Genomic DNA, 19,076 nt, shown 5'->3' with positions numbered 1-19,076 from the left:
TCCTGTGCCGTCGTCCGGCACGGCAGCGGCTTGCTGCGTCTGCTGCTGCGCCACTGGATCTCCTCTTTGCAGGCGCGGATGCCCGACGACGAGCAGCCCCCGAAATCCGGCTAGACTTGACTGCTAGAACGAACCCCGGAATTGCCGCGTGCGCGTTGACCGCTGGAATTTTCCTTCCTGCAGGATATCAAGCTGGCGCGCGGCCTTTCATTCAGCCGGCCAAGGAGGAACCGTGCCCGAGTCCAAGCCCCGCAAGAGGGCCGCCCGCCCCACCGAAGCGGCCGCCACGCAGCAGTACAAACCGAACCCCATCTGGTACAAGCCAGTCATGTTCGGTCTCATGATCATCGGCCTGCTGTGGATCATCACCTTCTACATCACCAGCGGCCAGCTTCCCGTGGCCGCATGGGCGTCCTGGAACATCGTGGCAGGTTTCGGCATCGCGATTGTCGGCTTCCTCATGACCACGCGCTGGCGTTCCTGAGCGGCGACCTCACATTTCCGCCGCCTGCAGCGTCTACTACACATGACCACCAGGCACACAACGATTGATTCCCCGCTGGGCAGGCTCACACTGACTGCCCGGGACGATCAGCTGACCGGCATTTTCTTCGAGGGTCATTGGCATATGCCGCCTTCGGAGTTCTTCGGTGAAGCCGTCCCGGCCGAGGATCCCCTGTTCCAGCAAACTGCCGTTGAACTCGGCGAATACCTGGCTGGCGAGCGGACCGTGTTCGACGTGCCGTTCAAGGCTTCAGGAAATCCGTTCCAGCGGCGGGTCTGGGCAAGGCTCGAGGAAATTCCGTACGGGGATACCGTCAGCTATGGAGAACTGGCCACTGAACTGGGCGATCGCAACCTTTCCCAGGCCGTCGGCTCGGCAGTTGGCCGCAATCCATTGAGCATCATCATCCCGTGCCATCGGGTTGTGGGGCGCGACGGTAAGCTCACCGGATACGCTGGCGGCCTCGACAACAAACGGTTCCTCCTGGAACTCGAAGAACCAGCCGCGGCGAAGGAAAGCAAGCTCTTCTAATGGAGCCGAAGAAGCCGTTCGAGCTGGTCGTCCGGGAGCACGGACCCACGGTCCTGCGCGTGTGCCGCGCGGTTCTCGGCGTCCACGACGCGGAAGACGGCTGGTCCGAGACTTTCCTCTCCGCATTGAAGGCCTACCCGGAACTTCCGGCCGGTGCCAACGTCCAGGCCTGGCTCGTGACGATCGCCCACCGCAAATCCATCGACATCGTCCGCTCCAGGAACCGCCAGCCGGTTCCGGTGGACGAACTGCCCGTGCGACCATCGGGACTCGGAATCCCCGGCGACGGCCACCGGGACGTGCTCGACGCCGTCGGGCAGCTTCCGCCGAAGCAGCGCCGGGCGGTGGCGTACCACTACCTCGCCGGGCTCCCCTACAAGGATGTCGCCGGGCTCCTCGGCGGAACCCCCGACGCCGCGCGTCGAGCGGGAGCCGACGGCGTCAAGGCGTTGCGCGCCATCCTCACCGAAAACACTGACAGCTCCTTGAGCTACGTGAAAGAAGAAACCCCATGACCATCCACCACGACGAACCGGACGTCTCCGAACTCCTCGCACCCCTCGATTCCGTGGAGCCGGCTGTCATGCGGCGGCTCCATGACCGCCTCGCAGCGGCTGCAGCGGAGGAGCACGCCCTCGACATTGCCTACCGCACGGTGGATTCCCCAATCGGCAAGCTGCTCCTTGCGGCCACCGAGCGCGGCATGGTGCGCGTGGCATTCGAAGTGGAAGACCACGACGCCGTATTGCAGCTGCTCGCTGAAAAGCTCAGTCCGCGGATCCTTTTCTCAGCGAGCCGCCTCGATCCGGCCGCCCGTGAGCTGGACGAATACTTCGCCGGGACCCGGCACCAGTTTGACCTGCCCCTGGATTTCAGCCTTTCGCGCGGGTTCCGCCTCAGCGTCCTCGAACACTTGCCGCACATCGCCTACGGCCACACGGAAAGCTACGCGCAAGTGGCCTTGGCGGCCGGAAGTCCGCGAGCCGTGCGCGCCGTCGGCACTGCTTGCGCCACCAACCCGTTGCCGGTGATTGTTCCTTGCCATCGGGTGGTGAAATCCGATGGATCGTTTGGCAACTACCTCGGCGGCACGGAAGCCAAACGAACCCTGTTGGCGCTCGAGGCAGCATGAGTTCAGGGTGGACAGAACCGCTGTTTCCGCTTGAGTTGCCGGACCCGCCCGACGCCGGTCCCCGGGAGATCGCGCCCGGCGCGGTGCACGTTCCGGGCTGGTTGAGCCTTGAGCAGCAACAGTGGATCGCAGCCCGTTTCGAAGAATGGACGCGGGGTCCCGTCCCCTTGCGCGCCGCCGTCCTTCCAGGCGGGCACCCGATGTCCGTCCGGACGGTCTGCCTCGGCTGGCACTGGCAGCCCTACCGCTATACGCGCGAGGCCTTTGACGTCAACGGGCGGCGGGTCCTCGACTTTCCTGACTGGATGGTGCGTCTGGGCCGCAAGGCGCTCTTCGAGGCCCATGGCTACGCCGCCGAAGCCGCCGGCTACACGCCGGACACTGCGCTGGTGAATTTCTACGACGAGGCCGCAAAGATGGGGATGCACCAGGACAAGGATGAAAGGTCCCGGGCCCCTGTGGTGTCGCTCAGCATCGGAGACAGTTGCGTCTTCCGCTTCGGAAACACGGAGACGCGCACCAAGCCGTATACCGACGTCGAACTCTCCTCAGGAGACCTCTTCGTGTTCGGTGGAGCATCCCGTTTTGCGTACCACGGAGTCACCAAAGTTCTCCCCGGAACGGCTCCCGAAGGCTGCGGGCTGCCGCGGGGGCGAATCAACATCACCATGCGTGTCACGGGAATGTCGTAGGACGGGGGCACAATGTCAGCAACAGCTTTTGCCCGGCTCCCTGTGAAGGAACACCTATGAACCCGCCCGAGAACGGCACCATCATTGGCGACGACGGCCTTGCGCGTCCGCCGTGGGCATCCGTTGACCCACTCATGCGCGAGTACTACGACCACGAGTGGGGCATGCCCGTCCGGGACGAACGGGGCTTGTATGAGCGGATCAGCCTCGAGGGATTCCAAGCGGGCCTGTCCTGGGCCACCATCTTGCGCAAGCGCGAGGCATTCCGGTCCGCTTTCCTGGACTTCCACCCTGAAAGCGTCGCCGCTTTCACGGAGGCCGACGTCGAACGCCTGATGCAGGATTCGGGAATCGTGCGCAACCGCCTTAAGATCCGTGCGGCCATCACCAACGCCAAGGCCACCATCGCTTTGCGGAGCGAGGGCGGGTTGGTGGACTTCGTGTGGTCGTTCCAACCGGAGTCGACGCCGGAACCGCGTACGTTTGCCGACGTCGCTACACAATCGCCCGAGTCAGTTGCTCTGTCCAAGGCCCTGCGTAAGAAGGGCTTCGCTTTCGTGGGCCCCACAACCATGTATGCGCTGATGGAGGCGATCGGGATGATCGATACCCATCTTCTTGACAGCCACCGTCGGGGCAGCTCCGGAGTTTGGCTCTGATACCCACCGCTTTCCACAGAAGTTCGTAACTTTATCCACAGCTGTGGACAATTCATGTGGACATCCATGTACATGAAGCCCGGATCCCCGACATTCAGGTGATAATCATGCCCTCACGCCTTGGACCTGTGGTTTTACCCAGTGTGCACAAGGCTGTGGATAGTGTCCGCGGGTTCACTGAGAGTTCACTCCCGAAGTATTGAGAACTTCATTCTGGCCCCGCCGATCGCTGCGCCTCATCGGCCTTCGGTTCGCCATCCCGGGCCCTCCATGTGGGTTTGGCTTGGATATGTGAAAGAATCTGCATATGAATGCAGATAAGAGTACTTGCTCGCTGGGCGTCGACAGCCAATACGTTGAATTGGCTGTAGAAGTGTTCGCGATGCTGGCTGACGCCACGAGGGTCCGGATCGTCCTCGCGCTCCGGAACGGCGAAATGGCCGTCGGAGCGCTGGCGGACCTCGTCGGGAAGTCCCCGGCTGCAGTGTCGCAGCACCTTGCCAAAATGCGCTTGGCGAGAATGGTTTCCACGCGACAGGACGGAACCAGGGTCATGTACCGTCTCGAGAACGAGCATGCCCGCCAGTTGGTCGCGGATGCAATATTCCAAGCAGAACACGCCTTGGGCGGTACTCCTGCACACCACCGCGCAGAACAGGAATCAGCATGAGCGGTCACCAGCAAGTTGGTCATCACGAGCACCACGTGCACGACCATGACCATGACCATGACCATGACCATGACCATGACGGACACTCCCACGAGCATCACAAGGGTCTCAAGGGGTGGTTGTATGAGCTTTTTGTCCCGCACACCCATGATGCCGCCGATTCAATCGACGATGCCCTTGAGTCCAGTACACACGGCGTCCGGGCACTGAAGATCAGTCTTTTCATACTCCTTGGCACCACCGTCCTGCAGTTCCTGGTAGTCCTGATCAGCGGCTCCGTCGCGTTGCTGGCTGACACCATCCACAACTTTTCGGACGCACTCACCGCAGTGCCACTGTGGATTGCATTCATTCTGGGACGTCGCGCGGCAACTCGACGCTACAACTATGGATACGGGCGGGCGGAGGACCTTGCCGGACTGTTCATTGTCGGCGTGGTCGCGCTTTCGGCAGTGGTCGCCGCGTGGCAATCCATCGATCGCCTGTTCCATCCGCAACCCCTGCACAATCTGTGGTGGGTACTTGCGGCAGGACTCATTGGCTTTGCTGGCAATGAAATTGTGGCCGTTTATCGGATCAGGGTCGGCCGGCAGATCGGCTCCGCTGCATTGGTCGCTGACGGCGTGCATGCACGCATTGACGGATTCACCTCCCTCGCCGTGGTGCTTGGAGCCGGCGGCGTGATGCTCGGCTTCCCTTTGGCGGACCCGATTGTCGGCCTGATGATTTCAGCGGCAATCATCGTCCTGCTCTGGGGCACGGTACGCAGCATCGGACGACGACTGATGGACGGTATAGAACCCGAACTGCTCGACAGCGCCCAGGCGGCGTTGAAAACGACGCCCGGCGTTCTCTCCGTGCCGAAGCTGCAACTGCGTTGGGTCGGCCATCGCCTCCAGGGCGCGGCAACGATCGTCGTCGCCAACGCGCCGCTGTCAGCGGTGGAAGAAACTGTAGGCCAGGCCAGGCATCGGCTTGGGCGCGCGCTGCCTAAGCTCGACGACATGGTGATACAGACCGTTACGCAAGCTGGCCGCTGATCGACCGGATCCTGTTCCCAACCGCCGCCCAGCCGCTGCGGCTATGATGGCCCACTGAACCTTATGTTGAGCCACTGACCCGATCTTGAGGCATCGAACCGGACCCGCCGGCCGCCCCAGATCCACGAAAGAAGATGCCCATGAGCCAGCAAGCGATTCTGGCGAAGCCTCGCCGAAACGTGGAGATGGTGCTGTTGGTGCTGGCACTTGGGGTCGGCATTGGTGCCCTTGCAATGACCAGCGTCGACAAGAAAGAAGCCCTCGACGTTGGATTCTGGCTTCAGGCCGGTACCTTGACGGCGCTGGCCGCGATCTTCCACGTCGTCCTGCGGTTCAAGGCAAGGTATGCGGATCCGGTGATCCTCCCGATTGTGGTGGCCTTGAACGGCCTCGGCATTGCCATGATCCGCCGCTTGGATGCCTCAAACGGTACGACTGCCGGGGCCAATCAGCTCACATGGACGATCGTCTCGGTCCTGGTCGCGGCCGCCGTTTTGTGGCTGCTGAAGGACCACCGGCTTTTGCGCCGGTACACCTTCATCGCACTTGCGGTCAGCGCCGCCCTCCTTATCCTTCCCCTCGTGCCGGGCATTTCGGCCGGCGACATCAACGGCGCGAATGTCTGGATACGCCTCGGTTCACTGCAGTTCCAGCCCGGCGAGATCGTGAAGATTACGCTGGCCGTCTTCTTCGCAGGCTACTTGTCCTCCAACCGGGACTTGATCCTGCTGGCCGGCAGGAAATTCGGACGCCTCCAGTTCCCCAGGATCAAGGACACCGGGCCGATGATCACCGCCTGGGCAGCAAGCGTAGGCGTACTGGTCTTCCAGCACGATCTCGGCATGTCGATACTGCTGTTCGGACTGTTCATCGTGATGATCTACGTTGCCACGAGCCGGGCCAGCTGGCTCGTCCTCGGCGTCGTGCTCATGCTTTTGGGCGGCTACGCGGCAGCAAAGATCTTCTCCCATGTCGGCTTGCGCATTGACGCCTGGATCAATGCCTTCGACCCCCAGGTCTTCACCCGCTTCCCCGGAGGCAGCGCCCAGATTGTCCAGGGGCTCTTCGGAATGGCCGACGGCGGCCTGATCGGCAAAGGTCTAGGGCTCGGAAGCCCGGACCTGGTGCCTTTCGCGAACAGCGACATGATCATCGCTTCCCTCGGTGAAGAACTCGGCCTGATCGGGCTGTTCGCGATCGTTCTCCTCTATTTGCTGCTTTTCACGAGGGGATTCCGGGCCGCACTGGGCATCCGGGATGCCTTCGGGAAGCTCCTTGCCTGTGGGCTGGCCTTCTCCATGGCCCTCCAGTGCTTCATCATTATCGGCGGCGTCACTCGCCTTATTCCCCTCACTGGGCTGACGACGCCGTTCCTCTCCGCGGGCGGGTCCTCCCTCCTTGCCAATTGGATCATCGTCGCCCTGCTGTTGCGGATCAGCGACGCCGCCCGCAGGCCCCAGACGGTCGCTTCCCAGACCGATCACGTTCCGGTCTGACGCCTGTCCGCGATTCAGGCTGCCACCACCACGTGAATCTTGTGCGGCGGTAGCCGTGATCCGGCGCCTGTAGCTCGAACCGTAGTTACACACTTAACAACAGGCAGCTACCCACAAGTTATCCACAGTTGGGGAAAAGCTGTGCCCACAGAGTGGAAAACTCCCAGAACGGCGGGCCTCAAGGTGCAGGAAAAACACAGAACTACAGCCTTGTGATTTATTAACAGTGTTGATAACTCTGTTGATATTGCGCTCTTGCGCTTGCCACGGGTGAGGTTGTCCACACGCGCCCGGAAAATGCACACCTTATCCACATACCCACAGGCACCTGGGCAAAAGTTATCCACAGGTGTGGACGTTAATCCCCAGAGGAAAGCACAGACCCCGCCATCTCGCTCCAAAGAGTCCATTCTCGATCGAACTACACCCTTGTAAGTTACGCACATTGTGGATAACCCCTGTGGAAAACATATCCAAGGGTCTTGACGGACTCAGCGCACAGTTTTACGCTGACATTATTCAATGAACTAGTTGATAAACCATCTGCTTGAGAACAGCGGAAGACTTCGAAACCCGCAACGCTTGAGCCAGAAGCCAGGCAGGGGAGACGCATGCCGGACACGATGGGTACAGCGGTGCTGGATCCGGAAGACCAGCTCAACAGGGCGTTCATGGCCCTCGCCGATCCTGTCCGGCGCAAGATCCTGGCACGGTTGGCCCTGGGCGATGCCACTGTCAATGAGATCGCCCAGCCCTTCACGGTCACCCTCCAAGCCATCTCCAAGCACCTACAAGTGCTCGAGGGCGCGGGGCTCATCACGAGGAGCAGGGAAGCGCAGCGCCGTCCCTGCCACTTGAACACCGCGGCGCTGGGTCCCTTGACCGAGTGGATCGAGAACTACCGTCTTCAGGCAGAGGAACGTTTCGCCCGACTGGACGAACTATTGGCCAGCACAACCCAAAAGGACAATCCGGAAAAGGAGAAGGACAATGAGCACCAACACAACAACCATTGATGTCGCGGCGGGCACGCCGTTCATCGACACGAGCCGCGACTTCGACGCCGCACCGGAGCGCGTGTTCCAGGCATTCACGGACCCCGAACTCGTCGTCAAATGGTTGGGTCCGCGTCGCCTGGAAATGCGCCTGGAATCCTACGACGCGCGGACGGGCGGCAGCTACCGCTATACGCATGTGGACGGCCAAGGCAACGAGTTCGGTTTCCGTGGGGTCTTCCACGAGGTCCAGGAGCCATTGCGGATCATCCAGACCTTCGAATTCGACGGCGCCCCTGGGCAAGTCACGTTGGACACCACCAGGTTTGAAGACCTCGGAGGCCGCACACGTGTGGTGCAGCGTTCCGTGTTTCCCTCGGTGGAGGCCCGGGACATGGCAGTAGCCAGCGGCATGGATGCGGGCATCAAAGAGTCGATGGACCGCTTGGAGGAGCTCCTGGGGTAAAGAGCTAAGGAGCTGTTAGCCCGCCGTGGCCCGAAGGACGGTGGCCAGGACCAGGACTCCGGCCACCAGGGCCATTCCGGCGGTCTGCAACAGCGCCTGGCGCGGTCCACGCGGAGCAAAGGCAATCACGGCGGCACACAAGCCTCCCGTAACAAGGCCGCCCAAGTGGGCCTGCCAGGCAATGCCGGGGACAACGAAGCCGATCACGCCGTTGATGGCAATAAGGATCCACAGCTGCCGGGTGTCTCCGCCGCGCCGGCTCTGAACTACCAACAGTGCGCCAAAGAGGCCGAAGATCGCGCCGGACGCACCTTCCACTCCAGTGGGAGGCAAAACAGGCGTCAGAAGCAGGAAGCCGACAGAGCCGCCAATGGCGGACAACAGGTAAACGGCCAAAAAGCGGATGCGCCCCAGGACCGGCTCCAGCACCTGGCCGAAAATCCAGAGCATATACATGTTGAGCACAATGTGCAGCACAAAGCCCTGGGAGTGAACAAAAGCGCTGGTCAGCATCCGCCAAGGTTCGAAGGCCCCGTATTGCGGAGCGGCGTAGACGGACGCGAAAGCGAGTTGATTCTCCACGACACCGCCGGGAATCAGCCATTGCAGCACGTACACCAGGGCACACAACCCGATAAGTATGTACGTCGCCAAGGGGCGGCCGGTCACGACGGCGCCGCCATAGGCGGAGCGCACCACCGGCGTCGAACGCTTCATTTCATTGACGCAGTCAATGCATTGGAACCCGACGGCGGCCGCCCGCTGGCATTCGGGGCATGCAGGGCGCCCGCAACGCTGGCACCGTACATAGGAGGGCCTGTCCGGGTGCCTGGGGCACACCGGAATGTCTGCTGACGGCTCTGCCGCCGGGATTCCGTAACTCATATGCTGTTCAGGCGACGGGGATCAGAGCTGGACGATGTCGATGCTGTTGATGACGACGTCCTCAACAGGGCGGTCGCCCATGCCCGTGCGGACAGCCTCGATCGCGTCCACAACCTTCTTGGACTCTTCGTCAGCAACCTCACCGAAGATGGAGTGCTTGCCGAAAAGCCAGTCGGTGTTGACCGTGGTGATGAAGAACTGGGAACCGTTGGTGCCCTTGCCCATCTGCACGCCGGCGTTGGCCATGGCCAGCTTGTAAGGGGCGTTGAAGTTGAGTTCCGGGTGGATCTCGTCGTCGAACTTGTAGCCCGGTCCGCCGATGCCGCGACCGAGGGGATCGCCGCCCTGGATCATGAAGTCTTTGATGATGCGGTGGAAAATCGTGCCGTTGTACAGCGGGGTACCGGTCTTGTCTTCACCGGTCTCCGGGTGCGTCCAAGACTTTTCGCCTGTGGCCAGGCCAACGAAGTTGGCGACCGTCTTGGGCGCGTGGTTGCCGAAGAGGTCAACCACGATGTCACCGAGGCTCGTGTGGAAAGTTGCTTTTGCGGTTGCGATGGTCATATCGCCATTGTTTCACGCAGGGTCAACGCCGGGGCGGCCAGGAAGGCGGTTCCGCGCTAGGTGAAATCTTCTATGAATCCGCTGGATGAATAGCCGGTGCCGAACAAGCGACGTAGGCTAACAACAAACGAGCATGTTGATCGGGAGGTAGTTGTGAAGAAATCGGACCGGATTGCCCGCGAACTTGAACACACCGTTGTGAATGGTGTCGAAAATGCCAAGGACTGGGCGACACCGCGCGTCGAAGCAGCTGTGAACTGGGCGGTTCCCCGCATCCAGCACGGAATCGACACCGCTTCGCCGAAGCTTCAGGAAGGCCTGAAGTCGGCTGCGTACAACCTCGCCGACGGCGTCGCAACCGTCACGCCGAAGCTCCAGGAAGGCTTGGCGAACCTCGCACCGAGGATCCACGACGTTGTCGAGGACGCCTCACCCAAGATCCAGGAAGCACTTAACAAAGCCACCCCGGCGCTCAGCCACGCCCGGGACAAAGTTGTTGAGGAGTACCTGCCCAAGCTCTCAGAGCAGCTCGGGCAAGCCTCCGTGGTGGTCCACCAGGCACTTGAGAACGCGCCCGCACAGGTGGACGCCGTCGCCCAGAAGCTGGTGGACTCGGGAGTGGTTCACAATCTGCAGGAACAAGCACAAGCCACAGGGGCCCAGCTGAAAGCCGCTGCCGGGGAAGCATCAAAAACAGTCTCGAAAGAACTCGCCAAGACCCGCAAGCCCAAAAAGCGTGGTTTTCTGATCTTCACGATTGTCGCAGCAGCTGCCGCGGCCGGCGTCGCCGCGTGGAAGGCCAGCCGCCCGGTGGAGGACCCGTGGAAGACTCCGGTTCCGGTTACGCCATCACCTGTCCCGGCCGCAGCGGCAGCCGAGAAAGTTGCCGACAAGGCCAACGAGGCCGCCACCAAGGTAGCTGACACGGTTGACGATGTGAAACTCAACGTAGCTGACAAAGCCGAAATCGTAGCCGAGAAGGCAAAGCACGTTGTCGAGGACGCTACGGAGACTGCAGCCAAGGTGGCAACCGACGCCAAGACCGCGGTCAAGAACATCGCCGCCAGCCTCCACAAGGACGAAGCGGCCAAGGACCAAGCAGCCACGGACGAAGCCGGCAAGCACGAGGCCTAGGCGAAGGCCATATTCGCTCCACGTTGAAGGGATTCCGGTTCGCCGGGGTCCCTTCAATTGTTTGGCCACTTGTCACCGGAGGCTTCCTCCAGGAACACCGCCCTGATGTTAGATTTATGGGGATGCCAGCCGATAGATCTTTCGTAGATGCAGCCACCAGCGCAGCCGTCGCACCCGTGAAGCCGAGCGTTTCAATCATCATCCCGGCGTACAACGAGGAAAGCGTCATACGGCAATGCCTCATCGCGGCCATTTACCAGTCAGTACCTGCGGACGAGATCATCGTGGTGGACAACAGGTCCACGGACCGCACTGCACAGATCGTCCAGCAGATGCAGCAGGAATACCCGGAGAGCCCCATCATCCTGCTGAGCCAGGACGAGGCGCAGGGACTCATCCCCACACGCAACTTTGGCCTCAATAGCGCCACGTCGGATATCCTCGGCCGGATCGATGCCGACTCCGTTGTGGAACCCGATTGGGTTGAGCAGGTGCAAAAGGCTTTCGCGGATCCCTCCGTGCAGGCGGCAACGGGTCCGGTGGTCTACTACGACATGCCCATGCGTCGATTCGGACTCAAGGCCGACGACAAAATGCGCCAGCTCATGCTTCGGCTTGCGAAGCACCAGTACCACTTCCTTTTTGGATCAAACATGGCCCTTCGCCGTTCCGCCTGGGAAACCATCCGCGAGGAAACCTGCCTGGATGAGAGGGACGAGATGCATGAGGACATCGATCTTTCCCTGCATCTTGCCGACCACGACCTGAGGGTGCAGTACTGGCCGCAGATGGTGTCGGGCATGTCTGCGCGCAGGCTCGAGGATTCACCGCGCGACTACCGCTATTACGTGACCCGCTTCGACCGCACCTATAAGGCCCACAACGTCAAGAAGATGGCCCTGAAGGCCCCCATGGTGGTGTTCTTCTCCGTCTACTTCCCGGCCAAGCTGCTCCGGGCCATCCACACGGCCAATGCGGGCCAGGGCGTCCGCCGCGGCGGCCTGTAGCCGCGCGAATACAGCTCAGTCAGTACCGAGTTCGGCGATCTTGCCTTCAACATCGTCTTTGCCGCGCCGCTGACCAGCGACGACGACGGCGAGTCCAACCAGGATCAAAGCGAGTCCTGCGTAAGTACCGGCCGGCAGGGTCTCGTGCAGGAAGACCGCAGCGAGCAGGGCTGCGCCCGGAATCTCCAGCAGGATGATCATGGACACCAGCAGCGGGCTCATGGTCGCCAGGAGATGGTTGAAGGCGGTGTGCCCCACCAGTTGTGCGCACACGGTGATGGCCACGATCCCAAGCCATCCGCCGGCGTCGAACCCTACAAGCGGCTGGCTGCCCGTGAGCGCCAGCACGGCGACGATGGCCGCGCAGATCCCGTAGCAAAGCGTCGTGTACGTTCCAATGCCCATGCTCTGGCGGGCTTTGCCTCCGGCCAAGGTATACAGGCCGGCCAGCGCGCCTCCGGCGAGGGCCAGGATGTCACCAAGGAGGGCTTTCGGGGAGGATCCCATATCGAAGCCCGTGATGGCCGCGACGCCGCCCAGCGCGATACCCAGGCCCACGAGGACCGGCCAGCGGTGCTTGGTGCCGCGGAGGAGCTGGAAAACGGCGATCCATGCAGATTGCAGGCAGACCAAGGCGGTGGCGGCTGCGACTGATGTGAGCTGGAGCGCGGTGATGAAGCAGGCGAAATGGAAGGCCAGTGCCACTGCTGCGACAGCAGACCAGGTGAACTCCTTGCGGGTGATCTTGCGGAACTGGCGCGGTTCACGGACCAGGACCGGCGAGGCCATCACGACGGCGGCGATTGCGTTGCGCCAGAAGGCGATGGCCAGTGCGGTGACGGAAGTAGCTCCAAGCGTTCCGGCGATGAGGGGTCCGGAAGATGCGACGCCGAGCACACCCAAAGCAGCAACAATAAAGTTCACATTTCAACCTTAGTGGGGCGGCTTAAAGCAAAGAGTCCCGGTCATTTCTGACCGGGACTCTTTCTTATGGTGGAGGCACGGGGACTCGAACCCCGAACCCCCTGCTTGCAAAGCAGGTGCGCTACCAATTGCGCCATGCCCCCATAAGAAGCAACCCATCCATACTACCCTAGTTCCTTCGATGGTTTTCACCATTTCCAGACTGGGCGCCTTCGCTAGTCAACCGTGTCGGTTGCCTTGCTCCAGACCGTCTTCTGGGCTTCGGTTTCCTGCACTTTTTTGTAGAGCAGGACGCCTGCGATTGCAGCTGCGACTAAGAGCAACTTCTTCACACGCACCCCGTTCCGGTTCAGTTTCCCGAGCCTTTATCAAAACCTGTGCAGGTTCCGTGGGCGTACCAGGACTTGAACCTGGGACCTCTTCGTTATCAGCGAAGCGCTCTAACCGCCTGAGCTATACGCCCCGATACCTCTTCGGGCCGAGACATGACTTTACAGCACATCCCGGCCCGATCTCAAATCGAGGTATTTTCACCACTGTTTTCCAGCAGTTTCCCTCAATTTCCGACCGTTTGGGCTAGTCGTCGGTGAGGGTCACGCCAATGCCGCCCACGAGTGTTGCGGCAATGTTATAAAGCACGGCGCTCAACATGGACAGGGCAGTCAGCAGAACAACATTCACCACGGCAATGATGGTGGCGAAGGAGGCAACCTGTCCGAGCGATGCGACCTTCTTGAGTTCGAAGCCACCGCTTTCCGAGCCTGCCAGAGTGCCCAGAAGGCTGTCCACCTGGTTGAAAATGCCGGTGAGGTCCAGGACGGTCCAAAGCACGATCGCCGCGATCACAGTCACGATGCCCAAGGCAACGGACAACAGGAACGCCATCTTCAGGACGGACCACGGATCAACCTTGCTGACGAGCAGCCGGGCGCGGCGGACTTTCGCCTTGGGTGCCGGCTTCACAAGCCCCGGAGCCCCGGGGGCTGGCCGCTGCTGGCCCTGCACGGGCCTCTGGCCGGGCGCCGCGGGGCGCTGGCCCGCCGGGCGCTGCGTCCCTGCGGGACGTTGGCCTGGGACGGCGGGGCGCTGACCGGGCACGGCCGGGCGCTGACCCGGGACCCTCTCCGCGCCAGTTCCTGTCGCACCCGAAGCGGATGCCGCAGGGCGCTGCTGGGGACGGGCCGGTGCGTCTACCCGCGGAGTAGCCGACGGCTGCCGCAATCCTCCAGGGACACCCGTACTCGGCTTGGGATATGAGTCCGAATTGCTCACTCGTTACCTCCGGTGTTGTCTTCGTTCAGCTCGACGCCGGACCCATTGCCGGATCCTGCGGCCGATCCCGATTCGGCCGTCACGGTCGCCTGATCGGCGCCGCCGTTTGCAGCCAACGTTACGTCATCGTCCGCCTCGGACGTTCCTCCGGCGGGATTTTCGACACTATTGACGCTTGAGGCGTCGTCTGGGCCCTCGCCGTGCTCGTCGGACTCCTCGAGGCCGCGTTCGCTGTTGCGGGCCACCTCGATGATGCGGTCGTTCTTGTCAGGCTTCGCGAAAATGACGCCCATGGTGTCACGGCCCTTGGCAGGAACACCGGCCACGGCGGAGCGGACAATCTTGCCACCTTCCATGACCACGAGAACTTCGTCCTCCTCATTGACGATCAACGCACCGACAAGGTCGCCTCGCTCTTCCTGAAGCTTGGCCACCTTGATGCCCAGGCCGCCACGGCCCTGGAGCCGGTACTCCTCGACGGCGGTGCGCTTGGCATATCCGCCTTCGGTCACCACGAACACGAACGAGCCGTCCTGGACGACGTCGGCCGCGAGGAGTTCGTCGTCTTCGCGGAACTTCATGCCGGTCACACCCGAGGTGGCGCGCCCCATGGGACGCAGTGCCTCGTCGGTGGCTGTGAAGCGGATCGACTGGCCCTTGCGGGAAACCAGGAGGAGATCGTCCGTCTCGGACACAAGCTGCGCCGAGACAAGCTCGTCCTCATCGCGAAGGTTGATGGCGATGACGCCGGCTGTGCGGTTGGTGTCGTAGTCTTCCAGGCGCGTCTTCTTCACAAGGCCGTTCTTGGTGGCGAGCACCAAATACGGGGCCTGCTCATAGTCGCGCAAGTCCAGGACCTGGGCGATGTGCTCGTCCGGCTGGAAGGCCAACAGGTTGGCCACGTGTTGTCCCTTGGCGTCGCGGCCGGCCTCGGCAAGCTCGTACGCCTTGGCCCGGTACACGCGGCCCAAATTGGTGAAGAACAGCAACCAGTGGTGGGTTGTTGTGACGAAGAAGTGCTCCACGACGTCGTCGCCGCGAAGCTGTGCACCCTTGACACCCTTGCCGCCTCGCTGCTGGGAACGATAGTTGTCGCTGCGGGTGCGCTTGACATATCCGCCGCGGGTGATGGTGACCACCACTTCTTCCTCGGGGATGAGGTCTTCCATGGACATGTCACCGTCGAAGCCCATGAGGATGTGGGTCCGGCGGTCATCACCATGCTTGGCCACGATCTCAGCCAGTTCCTGGCTGATGATGTCGCGCTGGCGCTGCTCGGAGGCCAGGATCGAGTTGAACTCGGTGATCATCGCTTCCAGCTCGGAGTGCCTGTCCTGGATCTTCTGCCGTTCCAACGCGGCAAGGCGGCGGAGCTGCATGTCGAGGATGGCGCGGGCCTGGAGCTCGTCGATGTCAAGGAGCCCCATCAGGCCGTCGCGGGCAGCCTCGGTGGTGTTGGAGGCCCGAATGAGCGCAATAACCTCGTCCAGCATGTCCAGGGCCTTGAGAAGTGCGCGCAGGATGTGCGCCTCTTCCTCGGCCTTGCGCAGGCGGTAGCGGGTCCGCCGGACAATGACGCTCATCTGGTGGGCCACCCAGTGCCGGATGAAGGCGTCCAGGCTCAGGGTGCGGGGTACGCCGTCGACGATCGCCAGCATGTTGGCACCGAAATTGTCCTGCAGCTGGGTGTGCTTGTAGAGGTTGTTGAGCACCACCTTGGCCACGGCGTCGCGCTTGAGCACGATCACCAGTCGCTGTCCTGTACGGCCGGACGTCTCGTCGCGGAGATCCGCAATGCCCTGGATCTTGCCGTCCTTGACCAGTTCGGCGATCTTGATCGCCAGGTTGTCCGGGTTCGCCTGGTACGGAAGTTCGGTGACCACCAGGCACGTGCGGCCCTGGAGTTCCTCGACGTTCACCACGGCACGCATGGTGATGGAGCCGCGGCCAGTCCGGTAGGCGTCCTCGATACCCTTGTGGCCGAGGATGGTGGCACCGGTCGGGAAGTCCGGACCCTTGATGCGCACGAGCAACGCTTCGAGCAGCTCTTCACGGCTCGCCGTTGGGTTGGCCAAATACCACTGCACACCGTCGGCGACTTCGCGGAGGTTGTGCGGCGGGATGTTGGTGGCCATGCCGACGGCGATGCCGGAGGAACCGTTGACCAGCAGGTTGGGGAAACGCGCCGGCAGGATGGTCGGTTCCTGGTTCTTGCCGTCGTAGTTGTCCTGGAAGTCGACGGTTTCCTCGTCGATGTCGCGGACCATTTCCATGGCCAGCTGGGCCATCTTGGTTTCGGTGTATCGCGGAGCCGCGGCGCCGTCGTTGCCCGGGGAACCGAAGTTACCCTGGCCCAGCGCAAGCGGATAGCGCATCGTCCAGTCCTGGATCAGGCGGACCAGGGCATCGTAGATGGCGGTGTCACCGTGCGGGTGGTACTGGCCCATGACCTCGCCCACCACGCGGGCACATTTGTTGAACGAGCGGTCCGGGCGGTAACCGCCGTCGAACATCGCGTAGAGCACTCGGCGGTGGACGGGCTTCAGGCCGTCGCGGACGTCCGGAAGCGCACGGCCGACGATAACGGCCATGGCATAGTCCAGGTAGGAACGCTGCATTTCCGTCTGCAGGTCCACCTGGTCCACGCGGTCGGTCAGCACATCGCCCTCAAGGACGGGTTCCGGGACGCTGGCCGACTCTGCGGGAACCTCTGGTGTTTCTTCACTCATAATTTATGATTTCCGTTTCAGGTATATGTCAGTACTGGAATATTCCTAGGGCTTTGAAGTCTCTAGATATCCAGGAACCTGACGTCCTTGGCGTTCTGCTGAATGAAGTTCCGGCGCGATTCCACGTCCTCACCCATCAGTACGGAGAAGGTCTGGTCCGCCGCCAGGGCATCATCCATGGTGACTTGCAGCAGCGTGCGGTGGTCCGGGTCCATGGTGGTATCCCAGAGCTCGGTGTAGTCCATTTCACCGAGGCCCTTGTAGCGCTGGATGCCGTTGTCCTTCGGGATGCGACGGCCGGCGGCTTGGCCGGAGACCAGCTTGGCGTCACGTTCACGGTCGCTGTACACGTAGTCGTGGGGGGCGTTCGACCACTTGATGCGGTACAGCGGCGGCTGGGCCAGGTAGACAAAGCCGTTCTCGATCAGCGGACGCATGTAGCGGAACAGCAGCGTCATCAGCAGCGTGGTGATGTGTTGGCCGTCCACGTCGGCATCGGCCATGAGGACGATCTTGTGGTACCGCAGCTTGGAGATGTCGAAGTCCTCGCCGATGCCCGTGCCGAAGGCCGTGATCATGGACTGGACTTCATTGTTGCCGAGGGCCTTGTCCAGCCGTGCGCGCTCCACGTTCAGGATCTTGCCGCGCAATGGCAGGATGGCCTGGGTCTCGGGGTTACGGCCACGCTTGGCCGAACCACCGGCGGAGTCACCCTCCACGAGGTAGACCTCGCAGCGCGCGGGATCCTTCGAGGAGCAGTCGGACAGCTTGCCCGGCATGCCGAAGGATTCCAGGGGGCTCTTGCGACGTGCGTTGTCACGTGCCTTGCGGGCGGCCATACGGGCTTGGGCCGCCTGGACAGCCTTGCGGATGACGTCGCGGGCCGGGCCCGGGTTTCGTTCCAACCAGTCGCCAAGCTGGTCGGTAACGACCCGTTGGACGAAGCCCTTGACTTCGGAGTTGCCCAGTTTGGTCTTGGTCTGGCCCTCGAACTGGGGTTCGGACAACTTCACGGAGATGACGGCCGTGAGGCCCTCCCGGATGTCGTCACCAGTGAGGTTGTCTTCCTTTTCCTTGATGATGGTCTTCTCGCGCGCGTAGCGGTTGATGAGCGACGTCATCGCGGCACGGAAACCTTCTTCGTGCGTGCCGCCCTCATGCGTGTTGATGGTGTTGGCGTAAGTGTGCACACTCTCGGAATAGGCCGTGGTCCACTGCATCGCGACCTCGACGGCGATGTGCCGCTCAGTGTCTTCGGTTTCGAAGGCGATGACGTCCTCGTGGACGACGTCCACTTTCTTGTTCGAGTTCAGGTGCTTCACGTAGTCGAGCAGACCGTCGTCGTACTGGTAAACCACCGTGCGGTGTTCTGCCGCCACTTCGCCGTCGGTCGCAACCGCGTCAAGATCCAAGTCATCGTCGGCTGCTCCCGCGACGGGACGCTCGTCCGTGAGGGTGATGCGCAGGCCCTTGTTGAGGAAGGCCATCTGCTGGAATCGCGCGCGGAGGGTTTCGAAATCGAAATCGGTGCTTTCGAAGATGGTGCCGTCCGGGTAGAACGTCTGGGACGTTCCGGTCTGGTCCGTTTCTTCGCCCTGGACGAGTCCGCCCTGTGGCTTGCCGCCGTCGGCGAAGGTCATCCGCCAAACGTGGCCCTGGCGACGCACCTCGGTGTCGACCCTGCGCGAAAGCGCGTTGACAACGGAGATACCCACTCCGTGGAGCCCACCGGAGACCGCATAGCCGCTGCCGCCGAACTTGCCGCCGGCATGGAGGATGGTCATGACAACTTCGACTGTCGGCTTCTTCTCCGTGGGGTGCATGTCCACCGGGATGCCGCGGCCGTCGTCCACGACCTTGACGCCGCCGTCGGCCTGGAGAGTCACTTCAATGTGGCTGCAGTACCCGGCAAGGGCCTCGTCCACCGAGTTGTCCACCACCTCGTACACCAAGTGGTGGAGGCCGCGCGGGCCTGTGGATCCGATGTACATACCCGGGCGCTTACGCACCGCTTCGAGACCTTCAAGAACGGTAATGTCACTCGCACCGTACTCCTTCGACCCCGAGGGGGTGTCAGGCTTATGGGCGTTCTCCTTCGCGGGATCTACTGCCAAGGTCTCTGCATTGTCGTTAGCCACAGGCGCTTTCGACTCCTCCGTGTTCGATGGTCGCCGGCCGTCACCGCACCAAGGAAGCACGTCCGTGAGGACACACCACAGGGATACGGCAGCCGCCAACAGGGACGTCACTGCTAACGCCGGCTACTTCGTGATTGGCGGATCCGCTTTTACATTGCTGTTCAGCGGAGCCAATCAACGTTCACCGGCGCCCAGTTGTCTATGCCGATTCTATCGTGACTGGGCGCAGTTCCTTGC

Annotated in this window: 20 protein-coding genes and 2 tRNA genes; 13 read left to right on the top strand and 9 right to left on the bottom strand. The window is 62.0% G+C overall.

The window, feature by feature from the left end; all coding sequences use genetic code 11:
- The first annotated feature begins 232 nt into the window (after positions 1-232).
- From ABEA18_RS05485 to ABEA18_RS05435, 11 genes are all read left to right on the top strand, one after another.
- Positions 233-484 (top strand): cell division protein CrgA, encoded by a 252-nt coding sequence (locus ABEA18_RS05485; RefSeq protein WP_345448281.1) that lies wholly within the window; start codon positions 233-235, stop codon positions 482-484.
- Between the two features lie 42 nt (positions 485-526).
- Complete coding sequence (locus ABEA18_RS05480) at positions 527-1,036, top strand: methylated-DNA--[protein]-cysteine S-methyltransferase (protein WP_345448279.1); 510 nt, start codon at positions 527-529, stop codon at positions 1,034-1,036.
- A complete protein-coding gene (locus tag ABEA18_RS05475) occupies positions 1,036-1,551 on the top strand; it encodes an RNA polymerase sigma factor (protein WP_345448278.1) in 516 nt (171 codons plus the stop codon). Before ABEA18_RS05480 ends, ABEA18_RS05475 begins: the two co-directional genes overlap by 1 nt.
- Entirely contained in the window at positions 1,548-2,168 is a 621-nt protein-coding gene (locus ABEA18_RS05470; RefSeq protein ID WP_345448277.1) for a methylated-DNA--[protein]-cysteine S-methyltransferase, read from the top strand. The genes ABEA18_RS05475 and ABEA18_RS05470 overlap by 4 nt, the downstream gene beginning before the upstream one ends.
- Entirely contained in the window at positions 2,165-2,860 is a 696-nt protein-coding gene (locus tag ABEA18_RS05465) for an alpha-ketoglutarate-dependent dioxygenase AlkB family protein (RefSeq protein ID WP_345448276.1), read from the top strand. Before ABEA18_RS05470 ends, ABEA18_RS05465 begins: the two co-directional genes overlap by 4 nt.
- 56 nt (positions 2,861-2,916) lie before the next feature.
- Positions 2,917-3,519: a DNA-3-methyladenine glycosylase I gene (locus ABEA18_RS05460; protein ID WP_345448275.1), complete on the top strand. Its 603-nt coding sequence runs from the start codon at positions 2,917-2,919 to the stop codon at positions 3,517-3,519.
- Between the two features lie 307 nt (positions 3,520-3,826).
- Positions 3,827-4,189, top strand: coding sequence for an ArsR/SmtB family transcription factor (locus ABEA18_RS05455; protein ID WP_345448274.1), 363 nt, complete (start codon positions 3,827-3,829; stop codon positions 4,187-4,189).
- Positions 4,186-5,229 (top strand): cation diffusion facilitator family transporter, encoded by a 1,044-nt coding sequence (locus ABEA18_RS05450; protein WP_345448273.1) that lies wholly within the window; start codon positions 4,186-4,188, stop codon positions 5,227-5,229. The genes ABEA18_RS05455 and ABEA18_RS05450 overlap by 4 nt, the downstream gene beginning before the upstream one ends.
- Before the next feature lie 140 nt (positions 5,230-5,369).
- The gene (locus ABEA18_RS05445; RefSeq protein ID WP_345448272.1) at positions 5,370-6,725 is read left to right on the top strand and encodes an FtsW/RodA/SpoVE family cell cycle protein; all 1,356 of its coding nucleotides are present in this window, start codon (positions 5,370-5,372) and stop codon (positions 6,723-6,725) included.
- 611 nt (positions 6,726-7,336) lie between these two features.
- The gene (locus tag ABEA18_RS05440; RefSeq protein WP_345448271.1) at positions 7,337-7,741 is read left to right on the top strand and encodes an ArsR/SmtB family transcription factor; all 405 of its coding nucleotides are present in this window, start codon (positions 7,337-7,339) and stop codon (positions 7,739-7,741) included.
- Positions 7,716-8,186 (top strand): SRPBCC family protein, encoded by a 471-nt coding sequence (locus ABEA18_RS05435; RefSeq protein WP_345448270.1) that lies wholly within the window; start codon positions 7,716-7,718, stop codon positions 8,184-8,186. Before ABEA18_RS05440 ends, ABEA18_RS05435 begins: the two co-directional genes overlap by 26 nt.
- A 15-nt stretch (positions 8,187-8,201) precedes the next feature.
- Here the strand turns inward: ABEA18_RS05435 and ABEA18_RS05430 are convergent, their stop codons facing one another.
- Positions 8,202-9,071 (bottom strand): rhomboid family intramembrane serine protease, encoded by an 870-nt coding sequence (locus ABEA18_RS05430; RefSeq protein ID WP_345448269.1) that lies wholly within the window; start codon positions 9,069-9,071, stop codon positions 8,202-8,204.
- A gap of 21 nt (positions 9,072-9,092) precedes the next feature.
- Positions 9,093-9,635 (bottom strand): peptidylprolyl isomerase, encoded by a 543-nt coding sequence (locus ABEA18_RS05425; RefSeq protein WP_236813950.1) that lies wholly within the window; start codon positions 9,633-9,635, stop codon positions 9,093-9,095.
- A gap of 153 nt (positions 9,636-9,788) precedes the next feature.
- On the opposite strand from ABEA18_RS05425, the gene ABEA18_RS05420 reads away from it, so the two are divergent.
- Both ABEA18_RS05420 and ABEA18_RS05415 read left to right on the top strand, forming a co-directional pair.
- Complete coding sequence (locus ABEA18_RS05420) at positions 9,789-10,769, top strand: hypothetical protein (RefSeq protein WP_345448268.1); 981 nt, start codon at positions 9,789-9,791, stop codon at positions 10,767-10,769.
- A gap of 122 nt (positions 10,770-10,891) precedes the next feature.
- Entirely contained in the window at positions 10,892-11,776 is an 885-nt protein-coding gene (locus ABEA18_RS05415) for a glycosyltransferase family 2 protein (RefSeq protein WP_345448267.1), read from the top strand.
- A gap of 15 nt (positions 11,777-11,791) precedes the next feature.
- On the opposite strand, the gene ABEA18_RS05410 is transcribed toward ABEA18_RS05415, so the two are convergent.
- From ABEA18_RS05410 to gyrB, 7 genes are all read right to left on the bottom strand, one after another.
- Positions 11,792-12,700 (bottom strand): DMT family transporter, encoded by a 909-nt coding sequence (locus ABEA18_RS05410; protein WP_345448266.1) that lies wholly within the window; start codon positions 12,698-12,700, stop codon positions 11,792-11,794.
- A gap of 67 nt (positions 12,701-12,767) precedes the next feature.
- A tRNA-Ala gene (locus ABEA18_RS05405) sits at positions 12,768-12,843 on the bottom strand.
- A 72-nt stretch (positions 12,844-12,915) separates the two neighbouring features.
- Positions 12,916-13,032, bottom strand: a complete 117-nt coding sequence (locus tag ABEA18_RS05400; RefSeq protein ID WP_345448265.1) for a DLW-39 family protein — start codon at positions 13,030-13,032, stop codon at positions 12,916-12,918.
- A gap of 57 nt (positions 13,033-13,089) precedes the next feature.
- Positions 13,090-13,163: transfer RNA gene (locus tag ABEA18_RS05395), tRNA-Ile, on the bottom strand.
- 113 nt (positions 13,164-13,276) lie between these two features.
- Positions 13,277-13,972 (bottom strand): DUF3566 domain-containing protein, encoded by a 696-nt coding sequence (locus ABEA18_RS05390; RefSeq protein ID WP_345448264.1) that lies wholly within the window; start codon positions 13,970-13,972, stop codon positions 13,277-13,279.
- Positions 13,969-16,701, bottom strand: coding sequence for a DNA gyrase subunit A (gene gyrA, locus ABEA18_RS05385; RefSeq protein WP_345448263.1), 2,733 nt, complete (start codon positions 16,699-16,701; stop codon positions 13,969-13,971). Before gyrA ends, ABEA18_RS05390 begins: the two co-directional genes overlap by 4 nt.
- A gap of 62 nt (positions 16,702-16,763) precedes the next feature.
- Entirely contained in the window at positions 16,764-18,839 is a 2,076-nt protein-coding gene (gyrB, locus tag ABEA18_RS05380; protein ID WP_272909602.1) for a DNA topoisomerase (ATP-hydrolyzing) subunit B, read from the bottom strand.
- Positions 18,840-19,076 lie beyond the last annotated feature (237 nt).

The sequence above is a fragment of the Arthrobacter gyeryongensis genome, from assembly GCF_039543785.1.
GTDB lineage: Bacteria > Actinomycetota > Actinomycetes > Actinomycetales > Micrococcaceae > Arthrobacter > Arthrobacter gyeryongensis.
Note: the sequence above shows the minus strand (reverse complement) of the source record. Positions and strands in the feature narration are given on the sequence as shown.

Bases quoted from the DNA above. Each gene is read 5' to 3' on its own strand.
- ABEA18_RS05480 (WP_345448279.1), top strand. From the start codon at position 527: ATGACCACCAGGCACACAACGATTGATTCCCCGCTGGGCAGGCTCACA.
- ABEA18_RS05475 (WP_345448278.1), top strand. From the start codon at position 1,036: ATGGAGCCGAAGAAGCCGTTCGAGCTGGTCGTCCGGGAGCACGGACCC.
- ABEA18_RS05470 (WP_345448277.1), top strand. From the start codon at position 1,548: ATGACCATCCACCACGACGAACCGGACGTCTCCGAACTCCTCGCACCC.
- ABEA18_RS05465 (WP_345448276.1), top strand. From the start codon at position 2,165: ATGAGTTCAGGGTGGACAGAACCGCTGTTTCCGCTTGAGTTGCCGGAC.
- ABEA18_RS05460 (WP_345448275.1), top strand. From the start codon at position 2,917: ATGAACCCGCCCGAGAACGGCACCATCATTGGCGACGACGGCCTTGCG.
- ABEA18_RS05455 (WP_345448274.1), top strand. From the start codon at position 3,827: ATGAATGCAGATAAGAGTACTTGCTCGCTGGGCGTCGACAGCCAATAC.
- ABEA18_RS05450 (WP_345448273.1), top strand. From the start codon at position 4,186: ATGAGCGGTCACCAGCAAGTTGGTCATCACGAGCACCACGTGCACGAC.
- ABEA18_RS05445 (WP_345448272.1), top strand. From the start codon at position 5,370: ATGAGCCAGCAAGCGATTCTGGCGAAGCCTCGCCGAAACGTGGAGATG.
- ABEA18_RS05440 (WP_345448271.1), top strand. From the start codon at position 7,337: ATGCCGGACACGATGGGTACAGCGGTGCTGGATCCGGAAGACCAGCTC.
- ABEA18_RS05435 (WP_345448270.1), top strand. From the start codon at position 7,716: ATGAGCACCAACACAACAACCATTGATGTCGCGGCGGGCACGCCGTTC.
- ABEA18_RS05430 (WP_345448269.1), bottom strand. From the start codon at position 9,071: ATGAGTTACGGAATCCCGGCGGCAGAGCCGTCAGCAGACATTCCGGTG.
- ABEA18_RS05425 (WP_236813950.1), bottom strand. From the start codon at position 9,635: ATGACCATCGCAACCGCAAAAGCAACTTTCCACACGAGCCTCGGTGAC.
- ABEA18_RS05415 (WP_345448267.1), top strand. From the start codon at position 10,892: ATGCCAGCCGATAGATCTTTCGTAGATGCAGCCACCAGCGCAGCCGTC.
- gyrA (WP_345448263.1), bottom strand. From the start codon at position 16,701: ATGAGTGAAGAAACACCAGAGGTTCCCGCAGAGTCGGCCAGCGTCCCG.